The 17,519-nt window shown below is 72.2% G+C and carries 15 protein-coding genes; 2 read left to right on the top strand and 13 right to left on the bottom strand.

Features of this window, described 5'->3' with window-relative positions; all coding sequences use genetic code 11:
• Nucleotides 1-61 precede the first annotated feature (61 nt).
• From recD2 to ABT034_RS00730, 5 genes are all read right to left on the bottom strand, one after another.
• Nucleotides 62-2,293 carry an SF1B family DNA helicase RecD2 gene (gene recD2 / locus ABT034_RS00750; RefSeq protein WP_351209773.1) on the bottom strand — a complete coding sequence of 744 codons (2,232 nt, stop codon included), beginning with the start codon at nt 2,291-2,293 and terminating at the stop codon, nt 62-64.
• A gap of 91 nt (nt 2,294-2,384) precedes the next feature.
• Nucleotides 2,385-2,759: a DUF6193 family natural product biosynthesis protein gene (locus ABT034_RS00745; protein WP_351209771.1), complete on the bottom strand. Its 375-nt coding sequence runs from the start codon at nt 2,757-2,759 to the stop codon at nt 2,385-2,387.
• Nucleotides 2,760-2,841: 82 nt separating this feature from the next.
• Entirely contained in the window at nt 2,842-3,615 is a 774-nt protein-coding gene (locus ABT034_RS00740; RefSeq protein WP_502972781.1) for a sugar phosphate isomerase/epimerase family protein, read from the bottom strand.
• Between the two features lie 26 nt (nt 3,616-3,641).
• Complete coding sequence (locus ABT034_RS00735; protein ID WP_351209767.1) at nt 3,642-4,793, bottom strand: dihydrodipicolinate synthase family protein; 1,152 nt, start codon at nt 4,791-4,793, stop codon at nt 3,642-3,644.
• Nucleotides 4,790-5,941 carry a Gfo/Idh/MocA family protein gene (locus tag ABT034_RS00730; RefSeq protein WP_351209765.1) on the bottom strand — a complete coding sequence of 384 codons (1,152 nt, stop codon included), beginning with the start codon at nt 5,939-5,941 and terminating at the stop codon, nt 4,790-4,792. The genes ABT034_RS00735 and ABT034_RS00730 overlap by 4 nt, the downstream gene beginning before the upstream one ends.
• Nucleotides 5,942-6,082: 141 nt before the next feature.
• Here ABT034_RS00730 and ABT034_RS00725 point away from each other — a divergent pair, with 141 nt between their 5' ends.
• Nucleotides 6,083-7,129, top strand: a complete 1,047-nt coding sequence (locus ABT034_RS00725) for a LacI family DNA-binding transcriptional regulator (protein WP_351209763.1) — start codon at nt 6,083-6,085, stop codon at nt 7,127-7,129.
• 178 nt (nt 7,130-7,307) lie between these two features.
• Here the strand turns inward: ABT034_RS00725 and ABT034_RS00720 are convergent, their stop codons facing one another.
• Nucleotides 7,308-7,874 (bottom strand): AAA family ATPase, encoded by a 567-nt coding sequence (locus ABT034_RS00720; RefSeq protein ID WP_351209761.1) that lies wholly within the window; start codon nt 7,872-7,874, stop codon nt 7,308-7,310.
• A 199-nt stretch (nt 7,875-8,073) separates the two neighbouring features.
• On the opposite strand from ABT034_RS00720, the gene ABT034_RS00715 reads away from it, so the two are divergent.
• Nucleotides 8,074-9,900 (top strand): glycoside hydrolase family 3 protein, encoded by a 1,827-nt coding sequence (locus tag ABT034_RS00715; protein ID WP_351209759.1) that lies wholly within the window; start codon nt 8,074-8,076, stop codon nt 9,898-9,900.
• Between the two features lie 57 nt (nt 9,901-9,957).
• On the opposite strand, the gene ABT034_RS00710 is transcribed toward ABT034_RS00715, so the two are convergent.
• From ABT034_RS00710 to ABT034_RS00680, 7 genes are all read right to left on the bottom strand, one after another.
• On the bottom strand, nt 9,958-11,436 hold the full coding sequence (locus tag ABT034_RS00710; RefSeq protein ID WP_351209757.1) for a serine protease: 1,479 nt from the start codon (nt 11,434-11,436) through the stop codon (nt 9,958-9,960).
• Between the two features lie 99 nt (nt 11,437-11,535).
• A complete protein-coding gene (locus ABT034_RS00705; RefSeq protein ID WP_351209755.1) occupies nt 11,536-11,952 on the bottom strand; it encodes a hypothetical protein in 417 nt (138 codons plus the stop codon).
• Nucleotides 11,953-12,041: 89 nt separating this feature from the next.
• Nucleotides 12,042-12,395, bottom strand: coding sequence for a hypothetical protein (locus ABT034_RS00700; RefSeq protein ID WP_351209753.1), 354 nt, complete (start codon nt 12,393-12,395; stop codon nt 12,042-12,044).
• A gap of 90 nt (nt 12,396-12,485) precedes the next feature.
• A complete protein-coding gene (locus tag ABT034_RS00695; RefSeq protein ID WP_351209751.1) occupies nt 12,486-16,265 on the bottom strand; it encodes an ABC transporter ATP-binding protein in 3,780 nt (1,259 codons plus the stop codon).
• A gap of 91 nt (nt 16,266-16,356) precedes the next feature.
• On the bottom strand, nt 16,357-16,779 hold the full coding sequence (locus tag ABT034_RS00690; RefSeq protein WP_351209749.1) for a PIN domain nuclease: 423 nt from the start codon (nt 16,777-16,779) through the stop codon (nt 16,357-16,359).
• 40 nt (nt 16,780-16,819) lie between these two features.
• Entirely contained in the window at nt 16,820-17,029 is a 210-nt protein-coding gene (locus tag ABT034_RS00685; RefSeq protein ID WP_351209747.1) for a type II toxin-antitoxin system VapB family antitoxin, read from the bottom strand.
• Nucleotides 17,030-17,131: 102 nt separating this feature from the next.
• On the bottom strand, nt 17,132-17,461 hold the full coding sequence (locus ABT034_RS00680; protein ID WP_351209745.1) for a lysine transporter LysE: 330 nt from the start codon (nt 17,459-17,461) through the stop codon (nt 17,132-17,134).
• Nucleotides 17,462-17,519 lie beyond the last annotated feature (58 nt).

The following is a 17,519-nucleotide window of genomic DNA, read 5'->3' as shown; positions in this document are numbered from 1 at the left end:
GTGCCGCCAACCTTCATATCCTGCCCCCTTCGCCCCGGTTCCGGTAGTCCTCCGTGATCTTTCACACGAGGGTGCGACCTGTGAGCCGGAAGGCGAGTGCGGTAAAGCGTCTGCCCGCCGAGACGGTACGGACGGCCTGGGCGATCGCGCGGCGGGAGCCGACCAGGACGACCAGCTTCCGGGCCCGGGTCACGGCCGTGTAGAGCAGGTTCCGCTGGAGCATCATCCAGGCGCTCATGGTGACCGGGATCACCACCGCCGGATACTCGCTGCCCTGGGAGCGGTGGATGGTGACCGCGTACGCGTGGGCCAGCTCGTCCAGCTCGTCGAAGTCGTACGGCACCTCCTCTTCCTCGTCCGTCCGCACGGTCAGCCGCTGCTCGACCAGGTCCAGGGCGGTGACGACGCCGACGGTGCCGTTGAAGACCCCGTTGGCGCCCTTGTCGTAGTTGTTGCGGATCTGGGTGACCTTGTCGCCGACCCGGAAGACCCGGCCGCCGAACCGCTTCTCCGGCAGGTCCGGGCGGGCCGGGGTGATCGCCTGCTGGAGCAGCCCGTTGAGCGAGCCCGCGCCCGCCGGGCCCCGGTGCATGGGGGCGAGGACCTGGACGTCCCGGCGCGGGTCAAGCCCGAACTTGGCCGGGATCCGGCGGGCCGCGACGTCCACGGCGACCCGGGCGGCGTCCTCGGTCTCCTCCTCCGCGAAGAGGAAGAAGTCCGGCAGCCCCTCGGTCCTGGGCGGGACGCCGGCGTTGATCCGGTGCGCGTTGGTGACGACGCCGGACTCCTGGGCCTGCCGGAAGATCCGGGTCAGCCGGACCGCCGGTACGGGGCTTCCCGGCGCGAGCAGATCGCCGAGGACCTCACCCGCGCCCACCGACGGAAGCTGGTCGACGTCGCCCACGAGCAGCAGATGGGCGCCCGGCGCCACCGCCTTCACCAGCTTGTTCGCCAGGAGCAGGTCCAGCATGGAGGCCTCGTCGACCACGACCAGGTCGGCGTCGAGGGGCCGGTCCCGGTCGTAGGCCGCGTCGCCGCCCGGCTTCAGTTCGAGGAGCCGGTGGACGGTGGAGGCCTCGGCGCCGGTCAGCTCGGCGAGCCGCTTGGCGGCCCGTCCGGTGGGCGCGGCGAGGACGACCTTGGCCTTCTTCGCGCGGGCCAGCTCCACGATGGAGCGGACCGTGAACGACTTGCCGCAGCCGGGTCCGCCGGTGAGCACGGCGACCTTGCGGGTGAGGGCGAGCCGCACGGCCTCCTCCTGCTCGGGCGCGAGCGAGGCCCCGGTCCGGTCCGCGAGCCACGCGAGGGCCTTGTCCCAGGCCACGTCCCGGAAGCCGGCCATCCGGTCCTCGTCGGCACCGAGCAGCCGGCGGAGCTGCCCCGCGAGCGACAACTCGGCCCGGTGGAAGGGGATCAGGTACACGGCGGTGACGGGCATGCCCTCGGGGCCCGGCACCACCTCCCGTACGACCCCCTCGGGGTCCTCGGCCAGCTCGGCGAGGCACTCGATGACGAGCCCCGTGTCGACCTGGAGGAGTTTGACGGCGTCGGCGATCAACCGCTCCTCGGGCAGGAAGCAATGGCCCTGGTCGCTGGACTGAGACAGCGCGTACTGCAGTCCGGCCTTCACCCGGTCCGGGCTGTCGTGCGGTATCCCCACGGCCTGCGCGATCTTGTCGGCGGTGAGGAAGCCGATGCCCCAGACGTCGGCGGCGAGCCGGTAGGGCTGGTTCCGCACCACGGAGATCGAGGCGTCCCCGTACTTCTTGTAGATCCGGACCGCGATGGAGGTGGAGACGCCGACGCCCTGGAGGAAGACCATGACCTCCTTGATCGCCTTCTGCTCCTCCCAGGCGGCGGTGATGTTCTTGGTCCGCTTGGGGCCGAGGCCGGGAACCTCGATCAGCCGCGCGGGGGCCTCTTCGAGGATGTCCAGGGTGTCGAGCCCGAAGTGCGAGGTGATGCGGTCGGCGAAGACGGGCCCGATGCCCTTGATCAGACCGGAGCCGAGATAACGCCGGATGCCCTGGATGGTGGCGGGCAGGACGGTCGTGTAGTTGTCGACGGTGAACTGCTTGCCGTACTGCGCGTGCGAGCCCCAACGGCCCTCCATCCGCAGCGACTCCCCCGGCTGCGCCCCGAGCAACGCCCCCACCACGGTGAGCAGGTCCCCACCACCGCGCCCGGCGTCGACGCGGGCGACGGTGTAGCCGGTCTCCTCATTGGCGTAGGTGATCCGCTCAAGGACCCCTTCGAGCACGGCCGGTCCCGGCCCGCGACCTTCGTTGGACATGCCCCGAAGGTAGCGGGCCGGTCGGACAGCGTGCGCGGCCCGCGCGAACGCGGGTCACCGGCCCGCGCGCACGCGGCTCACCCCACGCGCCTCACAGGTCGTGCACCGTCCCCAGGACGGCCGGTCCGCAGCCCTCGGGCAGGTGGGCCGCGACCTCGGCGAACGCCTCACCGGCCGTCGCGAACCGGCCGTGGACCTCCTCCGCCCCGGCGCGGTTCGTCACCTCGTAGCCCCCTCCCCGGAGGGGATACACGGCGGGTACGTCCCTCGAATGGGGATATCCGACGCAGCGGCTCAACAGCAGGATTCCGTGGCTCACGCCGGGAAAGAGCTGCCGTAGCCGCGGCTGCGCGAAGGCCGCCCGGACCATCTCGGGCTCGATCACCTCCGGCCCGTACGACAGGACCGTGCGCCATTGGGCCGCCACGATCTCCGCGGCGCTCTGTGCGGGTGTCTCGTCGGTCACTCAGTCGCCTTTCCCTTTGGGCCTGCCGAGCTGGATCTCCGTGATCACCGAGGCCGCGGCCGCCGGGAACGCGCCGCGGGTGTCAGACCTCCAGGAACCTTTCCAGCGTCTCCTCCAGGACCTCCACGCCGTCCCTCGCCCACAGTTCGTCGTTGAAGAGCTCCACTTCGACCGGGCCCGGGTAGCCCGCCTTCTCGACCAGGTCCGCCCAGGCACGGAGGTCGATGCAGCCGGTGCCCAACTGGCCCCGGCCGTTGAGGACTCCCGCCGGGAGCGGGGTGGTCCAGTCGGCGAGTTGGAAGGAGTGGATGCGGCCGGCCGCGCCCGCGCGTTCCACCGCCGCCGGGGCCTGGTCGTCCCACCACAGGTGGTACGTGTCGACGGTGACGCCCACCTGCTCGGGCGGGAAGTGCTCGGCGATGGCCAGCGCCTGGTCCAGGGTGGAGATCGCGCACCGGTCGGAGGCGTACATCGGGTGGAGGGGTTCGATGGCGAGGCGGATGCCGCGTTCCCCCGCGTACGGGGCCAGTTCGCCGATCGCCTCCGCAATGCGCGCACGGGCCGACGGCAGGTCGGGGCAGGCGGGGGTGAGGCCGCCGGAGACCAGGACGAGGGTGTCGGTGCCGAGCGTCACCGCCTCGTCGATCGCCGCGCGGTTGTCCTCCTCCCAGCCGTCGGCGGTGAAGAAGCCGCCCCTGCAGAGGGTGGTGACCGAGAGGCCCGCCTCCCGGACCAGCGCGGCCGCCGCCTCCACCCCGTACTCCTGGACGGGCGCGCGCCACAGGCCCACCCCCGGGATGCCCAGGCGGACGCAGTGGGCTACGAGGTCGGGCAGGGTGAGCTGTTTGACCGTCATCTGGTTGACGGAGAAGCGGTCCAGGTTCACTGCGGGCCTCCGTACACCGTGAGGAGCGAGCGCATCCGGGCCTCCGCGAGCGCCGGGTCGGGGAACAGGCCGAGGCCGTCGGCGAGTTCGTACGCCCGCGCGAGGTGCGGGAGCGAGCGGGCGGACTGGAGTCCGCCGACCATCGTGAAGTGGTCCTGGTGGCCGGCCAGCCAGGCGAGGAGGACGACACCGGTCTTGTAGAAGCGGGTCGGGGTCTGGAAGAGGTGCCGGGAGAGGGCGACCGTCGGGTCCAGGATCGCGCGGAAGCCGTCGGCGTCTCCGGTGTCCAGGGTCCTGACAGCCTCCGCCGCCAGCGGGGCCAGCGGGTCGAAGATGCCGAGCAGGGCGTGGCTGAAGCCCTGCTCGTCGCCGGCGATCAGCTCCGGGTAGTGGAAGTCGTCGCCGGTGTAGCAGCGGACGCCTTCCGGGAGGCGGCGGCGGAGTTCGACCTCGCGGCGGGCGTCGAGGAGGGAGACCTTGATGCCGTCGACCTTGTCGGGGTGCGCGGCGATGACCTCAAGGAAGGTCTCGGTGGCGGTGTCGAGGTCGGCCGAGCCCCAGTACCCGTCGAGCGCCGGGTCGAACATCGGGCCGAGCCAGTGCAGGACGACGGGCTCGCTCGCTTGGCGCAGCAGGTGGCCGTACAGGTCGAGGTAGTCCTCGGGTCCGGAAGCGGCGGCGGCGAGGGCGCGGGAGGCCATCAGGACGGCCTGGGAGCCGGTGTCCTCGACGAGGGCGAGCTGCTCCTCGTACGCCTTGCGGACGGCCGGCAGGTCGGCGGGGCCCGTGAGCTGGTCGGTGCCGACGCCGCAGGCGATCCGGCCGCCGACGCTCCTGGCCTCCGCCGCGGACCTGCGGATCAGTTCGGCGGCGCCCGCCCAGTCGAGGCCCATGCCGCGCTGGGCGGTGTCCATGGCCTCCGCGACGCCGAGGCCGTGGGACCAGAGGTGGCGGCGGAAGGCGAGGGTGGCGTCCCAGTCGACGGCCGCCGGGGAGTCGGGGGTGGTGTCGGCGTAGGGGTCGGCGACGACGTGGGCGGCGGAGAAGACCGTACGGGAGGCCAGGGCGCCGCTCGTGGTGAGCGCGAGGGGCTCGGCGCGCGGCGCGTACTCCCGTACGCCTCCGTCGGGTCCGGGCAGACGGATCACAGGGACACCTCGGGGACGTCGAGGCGGCGGCCCTCGGCGGCGGACCTCAGGCCCAGCTCGGCGAGCTGGACGCCGCGGGCGCCGGCGAGGAGGTCCCAGTGGTACGGCTCGCCGAGGGCGACGTGCCGCAGGAACAGTTCCCACTGGGCCTTGAAGCCGTTGGCGAACTCGGCGTTGTCGGGGACCTCCTGCCACTGGTCGCGGAAGGACTCGGTGACCGGGATGTCCGGGTTCCAGACGGGCTTGGGGGTGGCCGAGCGGTGCTGGACGCGGCAGCCGCGCAGCCCGGCGACGGCGGAGCCGTGGGTGCCGTCGACCTGGAACTCGACGAGTTCGTCGCGGTTGACGCGGACCGTCCAGGAGGAGTTGATCTGGGCGACGGTGCCGCCCTCCAGCTGGAAGATGCCGTACGCGGCGTCGTCGGCGGTGGCCTCGTACGGCTTGCCCTGCTCGTCCCAGCGGCGCGGGACGTGGGTGGCGACGTGGGCGCTGACGGAGGTGACGCGGCCGAACAGCTCGTGGAGCACGTACTCCCAGTGCGGGAACATGTCGACGACGATGCCGCCGCCGTCCTCGGCGCGGTAGTTCCAGCTGGGGCGCTGGGCGTCCTGCCAGTCGCCCTCGAAGACCCAGTAGCCGAACTCGCCGCGTACGGACAGGATCTCGCCGAAGAAGCCGCCGTCGATGAGGCGCTTGAGCTTGAGCAGGCCCGGCAGGAACAGCTTGTCCTGGACGACGCCGTGCTTGACGCCCTTCGCGGAGGCGAGGCGGGCGAGGTCGAGGGCGCCCGCGAGGTCGGCGGCGGTGGGCTTCTCCGTGTAGATGTGCTTGCCGGCGGCGATGGCCTTGGTGAGCGCGTCGACGCGGGCGGACGTGACCTGGGCGTCGAAGTAGATGTCGATGCTGTCGTCGGCGAGGACGGCGTCGAGGTCGGTGGACCACTCGGTGAGGCCGTGGCGCTCGGCGAGCGCGCGCAGGGCGGGCTCGCGGCGGCCGACGAGGACGGGCTCGGGCCAGAGGGTCTCGCCGTTGCCGAGGTCGAGGCCGCCCTGTTCGCGCAGGGCGAGGATCGAGCGGACGAGGTGCTGGCGGTATCCCATGCGTCCCGTGACGCCGTTCATGGCGATGCGGACTGTCCTGCGTGTCACGAAAGGTTCCTCTCCCGGTTGTGCCGCGCCCCACGGATCATCCATAGAAAGCGCTTTCCATCGAGGATGACGCTAGCCTGCCGACATCGCCGTCGACAAGGGCCCCGGAGGTACGCGCACGATGCTGGAGGTACGCACACGATGACCGTCACCCTGGCGGACGTGGCCGCCCGCGCCCGGGTCTCCCCCGCGACCGTCTCCCGCGTCCTCAACGGCAACTACCCGGTCGCCGAGTCGACCCGGGAACGGGTCCTGCGGGCGGTGGACGAGCTGGACTACGTCCTCAACGGCCCCGCGAGCTCCCTCGCCGCCGCCACCTCCGACCTGGTCGGCGTCCTCGTCAACGACATCGCCGACCCCTTCTTCGGGATCATGGCGAGCGCGGCGCAGAGCGCGATCGGGGAGGGCGCGTCGGGGCGGGGCGGCGGCGAGAAACTCGCCGTCGTCTGCAACACCGGCGGCTCCCCCGCGCGCGAGCTGACCTACCTCACCCTGCTCCAGCGGCAGCGGGCCGCGGCCGTGATCCTCATGGGCGGCGCCCTGGAGGACCCCGCGCACCTGGCGGCGACGGCCGGCAAACTCGCCAGGCTGGCGGAGGCGGGGACCCGGGTCGTGCTGTGCGGGCGCCCGCCGGTGCCGGGCGACGCGAACGCGGCGGCGCTCGCCTTCGACAACAGGACCGGCGCGCGGCGCCTCACCGAGCACCTGCTCGGACTCGGCCACCGGCGCATCGGGTACGCGGCCGGGCCCGCCGACCGGACCACGACCCGGCACCGCCTCGAAGGCCACCGGGCGGCGCTCGCGGAGGCGGGGATCGCGGAGGGGCCGACGGTCCACGGCGCGTACGACCGGCAGGCGGGCTACGAGGCCACGGCCGGGCTCCTCGCCCGCGACCCGGACCTGACGGCGGTCGTCGCCGCCAACGACACGGTGGCCCTCGGCGTCTGCGCGGCCCTGCGGGAACGGGGCCTCGACATCCCGGGCGACGTGTCCGTGGCGGGCTTCGACGACCTGCCGTTCTCGGTGGACGCGGTCCCGGCCCTGACGACCGTACGACTCCCGCTCCACGAGGCGGGCATCCGCGCGGGCCGCCTGGCGATGGGCACGGAGGAACCTCCGCCGGGCGGCGTAGAGACGGTCCCGGGGGAGCTGGTGGTACGGGGGTCGACGGGGCGGCCGCGGGGGTAGGAGGGCGCTACGGCGGGTGCTACCCCGGGGCCGCCACCCCGGGCGTGACCGCATACGGAGACCGATGGTCTCTCCGCGCCGGGGGCTGATCCGCCTCCCCCTCGACCGTCAGCCCCGTCGGCCCCGTCAGCCCCGTCAGCGCGTCGATCCCGTCAGCCCCGTCGGCCCGTCGATCCCGTCAGCCCGCCCACCCCGCCAGCCCCGTCGCCGCGAGCACCGCCTCCACCGTCTCCTCCACCGTCTGGTCCGCGTTGTCGATCCAGACGCCCTCGCCGGACAGTTCGGCGCGCATCGCCGCGTCCAGGAACGACCAGTTCGTCGTCAGGCGCTTGTGGCGGGCGTTGTTGCGTTCCCAGGCCTTGTCCGGGCCGGGGGCGAGGAACACCGTGTGGAGCGGGCCCGCCTTCAGGTGGGCGCGGTAGAAGTCCAGGTGGGAGCGGCGTACGACCACGTCGTCGAGCACCGGGAGGAAGCCGGCCGCGGTGAAGCTGTCCGCGAGGAGGCAGGCGTTGCGGGCGCGCAGCAGGATCTGGCGGTCCGCCTCCGGGTCGCCGTCCGGGGTGGGCCAGTGGCAGCCCTGGACGATCAGCTCCTGGAGGTGGTCGACCTCGATGTGCGCCGAGCGGGCGAAGCGGGCCGCGAGGGCCGCCGCGACGGTCGACTTGCCGCTGCCGGGGATGCCGGCGAGCAGGACGGCGCCGGGGGCGGGCTCGGGCGCGTCGACGGTGAGGTGCGCGAAGGTCATACGGGCCTTTCCTCGCGGGCGGGACCGGACGACGGTACGGCCACGGGCTCCTCGGCCGCCACGGGATTCCCGGGTGCGATTCGTGCGCGGGTCCTTGACCTGGCAGTTACTTTCGGGCTATCCGTGACTCCTTGGAAGTTTCCTTCAGCGGGAGGCTTCCCGGCAATCCGACAACCTCGCACGGCCGGAAGGAGCATCAGTGCACCACCGCGCCCCCGTCCCCTCCCGACGCACCCTCCTCACGGTGACCGCCGCAGCCGCCGCGGCCACCGTCACCGGAGTGAGCACCCCCGCCCACGCCGACCAGGAGCGGCACGACGACAGGAAGCTCCGGCGGATCATCGACCGCATGTCCCTCGCGGAGAAGGTCGGCCAGCTCTTCGTGATGCGGGTGTACGGCCACTCCGCGACCGCCCCGGACCAGGCCGACATCGACGCCAACATGGCGGAGATCGGCGTCCGTACGGCCGCCGAACTGGTCGAGCGCTACCACGTGGGCGGGGTCATCTACTTCGCCTGGGCCCACAACACCCGCGCCCCGCAGCAGATCGCCGAGCTCTCCAACGGCATCCAGCAGGCGGCGCTCGCGCAGCCCACCCCGGTCCCGGTGCTCATCTCCACCGACCAGGAGCACGGCATCGTCTGCCGGGTCGGCGAGCCCGCGACCCTGGTGCCGGGGGCGATGGCCCTCGGCGCGGGCGGCTCGCACGCGGACGCCCGCCGGGCGGCGCAGATCGCGGGCGCCGAACTCGCGGCCGTCGGCATCCGGCAGAACTACGCCCCGGTCGCGGACGTCAACGTCAACCCGGCCAACCCGGTCATCGGCGTCCGTTCCTTCGGCTCCGACCCGGCGGCGGTCGCCGGGCTCGTCGCCGCGCAGGTCAAGGGGTACCAGCGGGCCGGGGTCGCGGCCACCTCCAAGCACTTCCCGGGACACGGCGACACGGCCGTCGACAGCCACTACGGACTGCCGACGATCACCCACACCCGGGCGCAGTGGGCGGAGCTCGACGCCCCGCCCTTCCGGTCCGCGATCGCCGCCGGGATCGACTCGATCATGACCGCGCACATCGTGGTCCCGGCGCTCGACCCCAGCGAGGACCCGGCGACCCTCTCCCGGCCCATCCTCACCGGCATCCTGCGCGAACGGCTCGGTTACGACGGGGTGGTGGTCACCGACTCGCTCGCCATGGAGGGGGTGCGCACCAAGTACGGGGACGACCGCGTCCCGGTGCTCGCGCTGAAGGCCGGGGTGGACCAGCTGCTCAACCCGCCGAAGCTCGACGTGGCGTGGAACGCGGTCCTGAGGGCGGTCAGGGACGGCGAGCTGACGGAGGAGCGGCTCGACGAATCGATCCTGCGGATCCTGCGGCTGAAGTCGAAGCTCGGTCTGTTCCGGAACGCGTACGTGTCCCGGGCCGGCGTCGAGCGGGTGGTCGGCTCCGCCGCCCATCTCGCGCAGGCCGACCGGATCGCCGAGAGCACCACGACCCTGCTCCTCAACGAGGGCGGGTTCCTGCCGCTCAGCCCGGCCTCGCACCCCTCGGTCCTCGTCGTCGGCGCCGACCCGGCCTCGCCGTCCGGGACCACGGGGCCGCCCACCACCACCCTGGCGGCGACCCTGAGGGAACTCGGGTTCACCGCGACCGCGCTCTCCACCGGGATCACCCCGACGGCGGCGAGGATCGAGGAGGCGGTGGCGGCGGCCGCGGGCAAGGACGTGGTCGTCGTCGGCACGTACAACGTCACCGCGGCCAGCCCGCAGCGCACGCTCGTCGCGCGGCTCGTCGCGACCGGGGTGCCCGTCGTGACGATCGCGATCCGCAACCCGTACGACATCGCCAGGATCGGCGGCCAGCGGGCGACGCTCGCCACCTACTCCTGGACCGATGTCGAACTCCGGGCCGCCGTACGGGTCCTGGCGGGCCGGGCGCAGCCGAGGGGGCGGCTCCCGGTCCCGGTCCAGGACGCGGCCGACCCGGCGAAGGTGCTCTATCCGGTCGGCCACGGGCTTTCGTACCGCTGACGGACGAGGGGGGTGTGCCCGGTCGACCGGGCACACCCCCCTCACCATGCAAGGCGGTTAAGGCCGTACGCCGTGCTCCCGGGTCACGTCCTCGTCGACCGGCTTGTCGAGACGGGCGTCGAAGCGGGCCAGCGGCTGCGCCGCCTGGACGGCTGGGGCGGGGACGCCGGCCCACGCCAGGATGCGGGCGGTGGCCTTCTCGCGCTCGGCGTCGGCGAGCCCGGCGACGTTCGCGCCGTGGTTGGCGCCCGGCGCGGTGTAGACGTAGCTGTCGCGCGCGCCCTTGCCGAGGCGGAACGGCTCGGCGCTCCACGGGTCGTTCTGGCCGTTGACGAAGAGCATCTGGTGCGCGTTCTTCCGGACCCAGTTGTCGACGTCCCGCATGACCTGCGGCTGGAACCTCATCGGGATCGAGCTCGGCACGAAGTTCCGGGCCGGCTGGTAGCCGTAACGGCTGAGACCCGCGAGGTGCGGCTGCTGGATGGTGGGCGAGCCGAGCTGGGTCGCCGCCTGGTAGTAGTACGGCGTGTAGTACTCCAGGCCCTGGTCGGTGTAGGCGGCCCAGCCGGAGTAGGCGTCGATCGTCTCGTAGACGGTGTCGTCGCTCGCGGTCGCGGCGTCCGGGATCTGGTCGCAGACGCCCTCGCCGTAGTACTGCCAGAAGCCCCAGACGAAGTCGAGGACGACGGCCTCGTAGGCCTTGTCGAGCGTGCCGACCGTGTTGAAGGTGGCGCCTTCGGACTCGGCCCACTCCTTGTACTTCTTCTGCAGGGGCTCGCGGCGGACGAGGGCCTCGCGCTGCATGCCGTTCAGGCGGTCGCGGCACTCCTGGGTGCCGACGTTCGCGAAGAAGCGGTCGTAGGCCGAGTCCTCGTTGTTCACCACGTCGTTCGGGGCGACGTACGCGACGACGCCGTCCATGTCACGCGGGTAGAAGCGCTCGTAGTAGGTGGCGGTCATGCCGCCCTTCGAGCCGCCGGTGGACAGCCACTTCTTGCCGTAGATCTTCTTGAGGGCGGTGAAGATCCGGTGCTGGTCGCTGGCCGCCTGCCAGATGTCGAGCTTGGACCAGTCGGCCGGCGCCGGGCGGGACGGCGTGAAGAAACGGTACTCCATGGAGATCTGGTTGCCGTCGACGATCCGGGTCGGCTCGGCCCGGCTCGGAGTGGTGCTCAGGCCGTAGCCGCTGGTGCGGAAGACGGTGGGGCGGTCCGTGTCCTTGTGGAGGACGGAGATCCGCTGCTGGAAGGTGCCCGCCCACGGGCGTCGGTGGTCGATCGGCTGCTCGTAGTTCAGGACGAGGAAGCGGTAGCCGGCGTACGGCTTCTCCTCGATCAGGCTCATCCCGGGAATCGCCAGGAGCCGGTCCTTGATGTCCGTGCTCTGTGTGTCCGTGCTCTGCGTGTCCGTGCTCTGCGAGTCGGCGACGGACGTGGTGCGGTCGGTCTCCGTGTCCGCGGCGGTGGCCACGCCCGTGGAGCCGACGGTGCCTATGAGCACCGAGAGCGACACCAGCCATCTGAGCGACTTGCGCATTCGTCCTCCCCATGGTTCACAACGGTGTCGCGAACCTAGCGGGGGCAACGTGTGGACCGCCAGACCCAGTTGGTCCTTACCCTTGGACTTATCCGCACATCAGCACAGGATCCAGCCCGTGGAAGTGCCCCGCCCGGCCACCGAACCGGTCGCGCGGACACAGCGGTTGAGCGCGTGGACGGTCACGGGCCCGGCCTGCCGGTCGAACCGTCCGGAGCGGACGGCGGGCCGGGCGCCGCGCGGTTGGAGCGAGACGGCCATCGGTCGGCGGGCGCCGGGCTGCTTGGCGACGGTGACGGCGCAGGCGTAGTGGCGGGTCTTGTAGAGGCGCAGCTCGCCGGTGGCGAAGACGATGGTCCTGGCGGGGCGGCCGTGGCAGACGGAGGCGGCGTCGGCGGTCCCGGCGCCCGGCCCGGGGCCGGGGAGCACGAGCAGGGCGAGGGCCCCGAGGAGCGGGGCGAGGACATGGGCGAGCAGCCGTCGGCCACGTCGTGCGTTCTGCGTGTCCGTGGGCATGCGGGGTCCCCTCCCGAGTGGATCGGCGTACGGGCGTACGGGCGTACGACGCGCCCGACCCCGGAACGGTTGCCTCCGGGCCCGCATGCCTACGCGAAGGCGATGAGGAGCAGGAAGAGGAAGAAGCCCTCGGCGCCGAGCTGGGTCCGGAGGGCCACCCGGCGGACGCCGGGGCGGGACGTCCTCCGCAGGGTGACGAAGGCCGCGAGAGCGATCACCAGGCTCGCGGCGTACAGGAACCCGGGGGCGCCGTCGCAGTCCGTCCCGTGGGCGAGGCAGCTGGCGGTGTTCTCCCGGCTGAGCACCAGGAGGCCGGCGAGCAGGCTCGCGGGCAGGAGCAGCCCGGCCCCGATCCTGGACCGCCTCCGCAGACGCGCGCCCTCGACGTCCGGCGGGGTGATGGGGACGGGGGAGGCGGCGCGGGCACGGGTCTGGTGGCTCATGCCCCGATCCAAGCAACGGGCCGGGGGCGGGACATCCGCCGGGGTACTCATCCCGCCGGGCGGCCCGTACTCACACCCCGCCCCCTCCCGTCACACCCGCTCCGTCTGCGTCTCCGGCTCCGGCTCCCCGATGAAGGTGCTCCAGAGGGCCGCGTACCGGCCGCCCAGGGCGAGCAGCTCCTCGTGGGTGCCGTCCTCCGCGACCCGGCCGTGGTCCATGACGACCACCCGGTCCGCGCGGGCCGCCGTGGTCAGGCGGTGGGCGACGACCAGGGTCGTACGGCGGCCGGCGAGGCGGTCGGTGGCCTGGTTGACCTGGGCCTCGGTGGCCAGGTCCAGGGCCGCCGTGGCCTCGTCGAGGAGCAGCACGTCCGGGTCGACGAGTTCGGCGCGGGCGAGGGCGATCAGCTGGCGCTGCCCGGCGGAGAGGTTGCGGCCCCGCTCGGCGACCTCGTGGAGGTAGCCGCCGTCGAGGGTCGCGATCATGTCGTGGGCGCCGACCGCGCGGGCCGCCGCCTCCACCTCGGCGTCGGTCGCCCCGGGACGCCCGTACGCGATGGCGTCCCGGACCGTCCCCGCGAAGAGGTACGCCTCCTGCGGGACGACGCCGAGCCGGTGCCGGTACGCGGTGAGGTCGAGGTCCCGCAGGTCGGTGCCGTCGGCGGTGACCCGGCCGCCCGTCGGGTCGTAGAACCGGGCGACCAGCTTGACCAGGGTCGACTTGCCCGCGCCGGTCTCACCGACGAAGGCGACGGTCTGTCCGGCCGGGATGCGCAGGTCGATACCGGTGAGGGCGGTCTCCTTCTTCGTGGTGCCGTCCTCTCCCCCGTACGCGAAGGAGACGTCCTCGAAGGCGATCTCGCCGCGCAGCGACCGCACGTCGAGGGGCTTGTCGGGGGCGGCCGTCGACGTCGGCTCCTGGAGGAGTTCCTGCATCCGCTTCAGCGAGACGGCGGCCTGCTGGTAGCCGTCGAAGACCTGGGAGAGCTGCTGCACGGGGGCGAAGAACAGGTCGATGTAGAGCAGGTAGGCGACGAGCGCGCCGGTGGTGAGCGTGCCCGCCTCGATCCGGTTCGCGCCGACGATCATGACGGCGGCGGCAGCGACCGAGGACAGCAGCGTCACGAACGGGAAGTAGATCGAGATCAGCCACTGGCCCCGGACGCGCGCCTCCCGGTAGGAGTCGCTGCGCTCGGTGAACCGGGCCGCGCCCGACCGCTCGCGGCGGAAGGCCTGCACGATCCGGAGGCCGGAGACCGACTCCTGGAGGTCGCCGTTGACGACGCTGATCCGCTCGCGCGCCAGCTCGTACGCCTTCACGCTGGAGCGGCGGAAGAAGTACGTGGCGACGGCGAGGACCGGCAGGGTCGCGAAGACGACCAGGGCGAGCTGGAGATCGAGCACGAGCAGCGCGACCATGATCCCGAAGAAGGTCACGACGGAGACGAAGGCGGTGACCAGGCCCGTCTGGAGGAACGTGGACAGGGCGTCCACGTCCGTCGTCATCCGGGTCATGATCCGGCCGGTGAGCTCGCGCTCGTAGTAGTCGAGGCCGAGCCGCTGGAGCTGGGCGAAGATCTTCAGGCGCAGGGCGTAGAGGACCCGCTCGCCGGTGCGGCCGGTCATCCGGGTTTCCGCGGTCTGCGCCACCCACTGCACGAGCACGGTGACCAGGGCGAGGACGGAGGCGGCCCAGACGGCGCCGATCGCGAGCCGGTTCACGCCCTCGTCGATGCCGTGCCGGATCAGTACGGGAAGCAGCAGGCCGGCGCCGGCGTCGAGGGCGACGAGGCCGAGGCTGATGAGCAGGGGGAGGCCGAAGCCGCGCAGGAGCCGGCGCAGCCCGTAGGCGTCCTCGGGCGAGACGGCGCGGGCCTCGTCGACGTCGGGGGTGTCGACGGCCGGCGGGAGGGCCTCGACGGCGGCGAGCAGTTCGGGGGTGGCTCCGGGGGCGGCGCTCTCCTGGTCGGCGGCCTCGTCCCGTACCCACAGGGTGGGGGTGATGCCCCGCTCGGCGTCGAACTCCGCGTCCAGCTCGGCCCGCAGGGTGCGGTCCTCGGGGACTTCGGGCGGGGTGATGTGGCCGGGCGAGACGGCGCCGAGCTCCTCGGGGTCGGTGAGGAGGCGGCGGAAGAGCGGGGAGCGCTCCTCCAGTTCCGCGTGGGTGCCGATGTCGGCGAGCCGGCCGTCGTCGAGGACGGCGATGCGGTCGGCGAGGTTGAGGGTGGAGCGGCGGTGGGCGATGAGCAGGGTCGTACGGCCCGCCATCACCGACTTCAGGGCCTCGTGGATCTCGTGCTCGACCTTGGCGTCGACGGCGGAGGTGGCGTCGTCGAGGAGGAGGAGCCGGGGGTCGGTGAGGATCGCGCGGGCGAGCGCGACGCGCTGGCGCTGGCCGCCGGAGAGGGTGAGGCCGTGCTCGCCGACCTTGGTGTCGTACCCCTCGGGCAGTTCGGCGATGAACCGGTCGGCCTGGGCGGCGCGGGCGGCGGTCTCGATCTGCTCCTGGGTGGCGTCCGGGAGGCCGTACGCGATGTTGGCGCGGACGGTGTCGGAGAAGAGGAAGGAGTCCTCGGGGACGAGGCCGATGGCGGCGCGCAGCGAGTCGAGGGTGAGGGTGCGGACGTCGTGGCCGCCGACGAGGACGGCGCCGTGGGAGACGTCGTAGAAGCGGGGCAGGAGGAGGGAGACGGTGGACTTGCCGGAGCCGGAGGAGCCGACGACGGCGACGGTCTCACCGGGCCGTATGTCGAGCGAGAAGCCGTCGAGTACGGGCCGGCCGTCCTCGTAGGCGAAGGACACGTCGTCGAACTCGACGGTGGCGGGGGCGTCGGCGGGGAGTTCCTTGGTGCCGTCCTGGATGACCGGCTCGGTGTCGACGAGGTCGAGGACCCGGTCGACGCCGGCGCGGGCCTGCTGGCCGACGGTGAGGACCATGGCGAGCATGCGGACCGGGCCGACGAGGGAGGCCAGGTAGGCGGAGAAGGCGACGAAGGTGCCGAGGGTGATCTGGCCGCGGTAGGCGAGCCAGCCGCCGAGGGCGAGGACGGCGACCTGGCCGAGGGCGGGGACGGCCTGGAGGGCGGGGGTGTACCGCGAGTTCAGCCGGACCGTCCGCAGCCGGCCGGCGAACAGCTTCCGCCCGGCCTCGCGGATCTTGCCGGTCTCCTGGTCCTCCTGGCCGAAGCCCTTGACGACCCGGACGCCGGTCACGGCCCCGTCGACGACCCCGGCGACGACGGCGGCCTGCTGCTGCGCGTGCCAGGTGGCGGGGTGGAGGCGGGTACGGCTGCGCTTGGCGATGAACCAGAGCGCGGGGGCGACGGCGAGGGCGACGAGGGTCAGCGGGATCGACAGCCAGGCCATGACGACGAGCGAGATGAGGAAGAGCAGCACGTTCCCGACCGTCATCGGGAGCATGAAGAGAAGGCCCTGGATCAGCTGGAGGTCGCTGGTGGCCCGGCCGACGACCTGCCCGGTGGACAGCTCGTCCTGCCGCCGCCCGTCGAGCCGGGTGATGGTGGCGTACATGTCGGTACGCAGATCGTGCTGGACGTCGAGCGCGAGGCGGCCGCCGTAGTAGCGGCGGACGTAGGTGAGGACGTAGACGAGGACGGCGGCGCCGATGAGGAGGCCGGTCCAGGTGCCGAGGTCCCGGGTCTTCGTCCCGATGACGTCGTCGATGATCACCTTGGTGACGAGCGGCACGAGGGCGAGCACGGCCATACCGAGCAGGGAGGACCCGAGCGCGAGCAGCGTGTTCGCCCGGTAACGCCATGCGTACCCGGCCAGCCTCCGCGCCCAGCCCTGCTGTTCCCGCGCCTGATCCCGCGCCGGTTCCCGCGCCTGTTTCTGCCCCACCGCCGCCACGAATGGCCTCCCGTCCGTCCTGCTCTGCCGGAAGGCCCAACACGCCTGGGCTGCGATTTCATCCCGCCGCAACAAAGACGGGGCTTTGGTCCTAGGCCGTCCCGGGCGGGGCGACCCACTCGGTGGGCTGCCCCGTGACGCGGGCGATGGTGTCGAAGTCACGGTCGTAGTGGAGGAGCGTGAGACCCGACAGCTCGGCGCTGGCCGCGACGAGAAGGTCGACGGGTCCGGCACTGCGGTGTTCACCCTGGTTGGTCAGCATGTGCTGGACGCGGCGGGCGCGGGAGTAGACGCCGTCGGGGACGGCGGTCCAGTTGAAGAGCTTCGCCAGCAGGTCTTCCTTGACGAGCCGGTCGTTGGCGGACTGGGCCGAGTAGAGGATCTCCAGCTCGGTGAGGTCACAGAGGCCGATGACGCCTTCGGCCGCGAACTTCCGCCACTCGTCCTGCACGTGTTTCCTGGCGATGATCCGAACGGCGGCGGAGGTGTCGACGAGGTAGGTGAGGTGGCTCATCGACGGTAGTTCGCCTTGTCCATGAGGATGGTGAGGTGGCTCATCGACGGTAGTTCGCCTTGTCCATGAGGATGTCGAAGTCGCCTCGCTCGCCCATCTCCGTGAGCTGTTCCAGCGCCCGCAGCCGCTCGTGCCGCCGCGCGACCTCCCGCAGGGCCGCGTTGACGGTGTCCTTCTTCGTCTTCGTGCCCAGTATTTCCGCCGCCTCGGCGAGGGCCAGATCGTCGACTTCCACGTACAGGTTCGACATGGCAAATCCTCCCTATGTCAGAGACATAAGGAGGATATGCATGCGCGGAAGGGCACGGCAAACCCCGTTCACTCGCAGGTGTCCGCTCGCACACGCGCAGGGTCAGTCAGTCCCGTAGAGGAGCAGGAATACAGCCGTGCAGGCGGTGAGGGAGAAACCCGCCGTGCTCGCGGCGGCGAGCCGTCGCCTGCCGCGGGCCTTCGTGGGGTCGCGGAAGGTCGCCCAGGCGCCGTGGGCGAGGAACAGGCCGAACAGTGCGGCACCCGCGAGCGTCAGGCGGGGGCTGAAGGACCAGCTCAGGTAGGCGAGCAGCGACAGGCCTGCGAGCAGGGCGCAGGCGAGTGCGGTGAGGATCAGTTCGGCGACGACCTCGCCGACCGTTTCGAGCAGGAACTCCTTGATGCCTTTCGCCGCTTTGCGGACGACTCTCACGGCGGTCCCCTTCCCTCGCGTCGACACGGCCCCGCGCGGGCCCCCTGGGGAGAGGACC

The organism is Streptomyces sp. NPDC002773, from assembly GCF_040295605.1.
Lineage (GTDB): Bacteria > Actinomycetota > Actinomycetes > Streptomycetales > Streptomycetaceae > Streptomyces.
The sequence above is the reverse complement of the archived record's forward strand: the minus strand, read 5'-3'. Positions and strand labels throughout refer to the sequence as shown.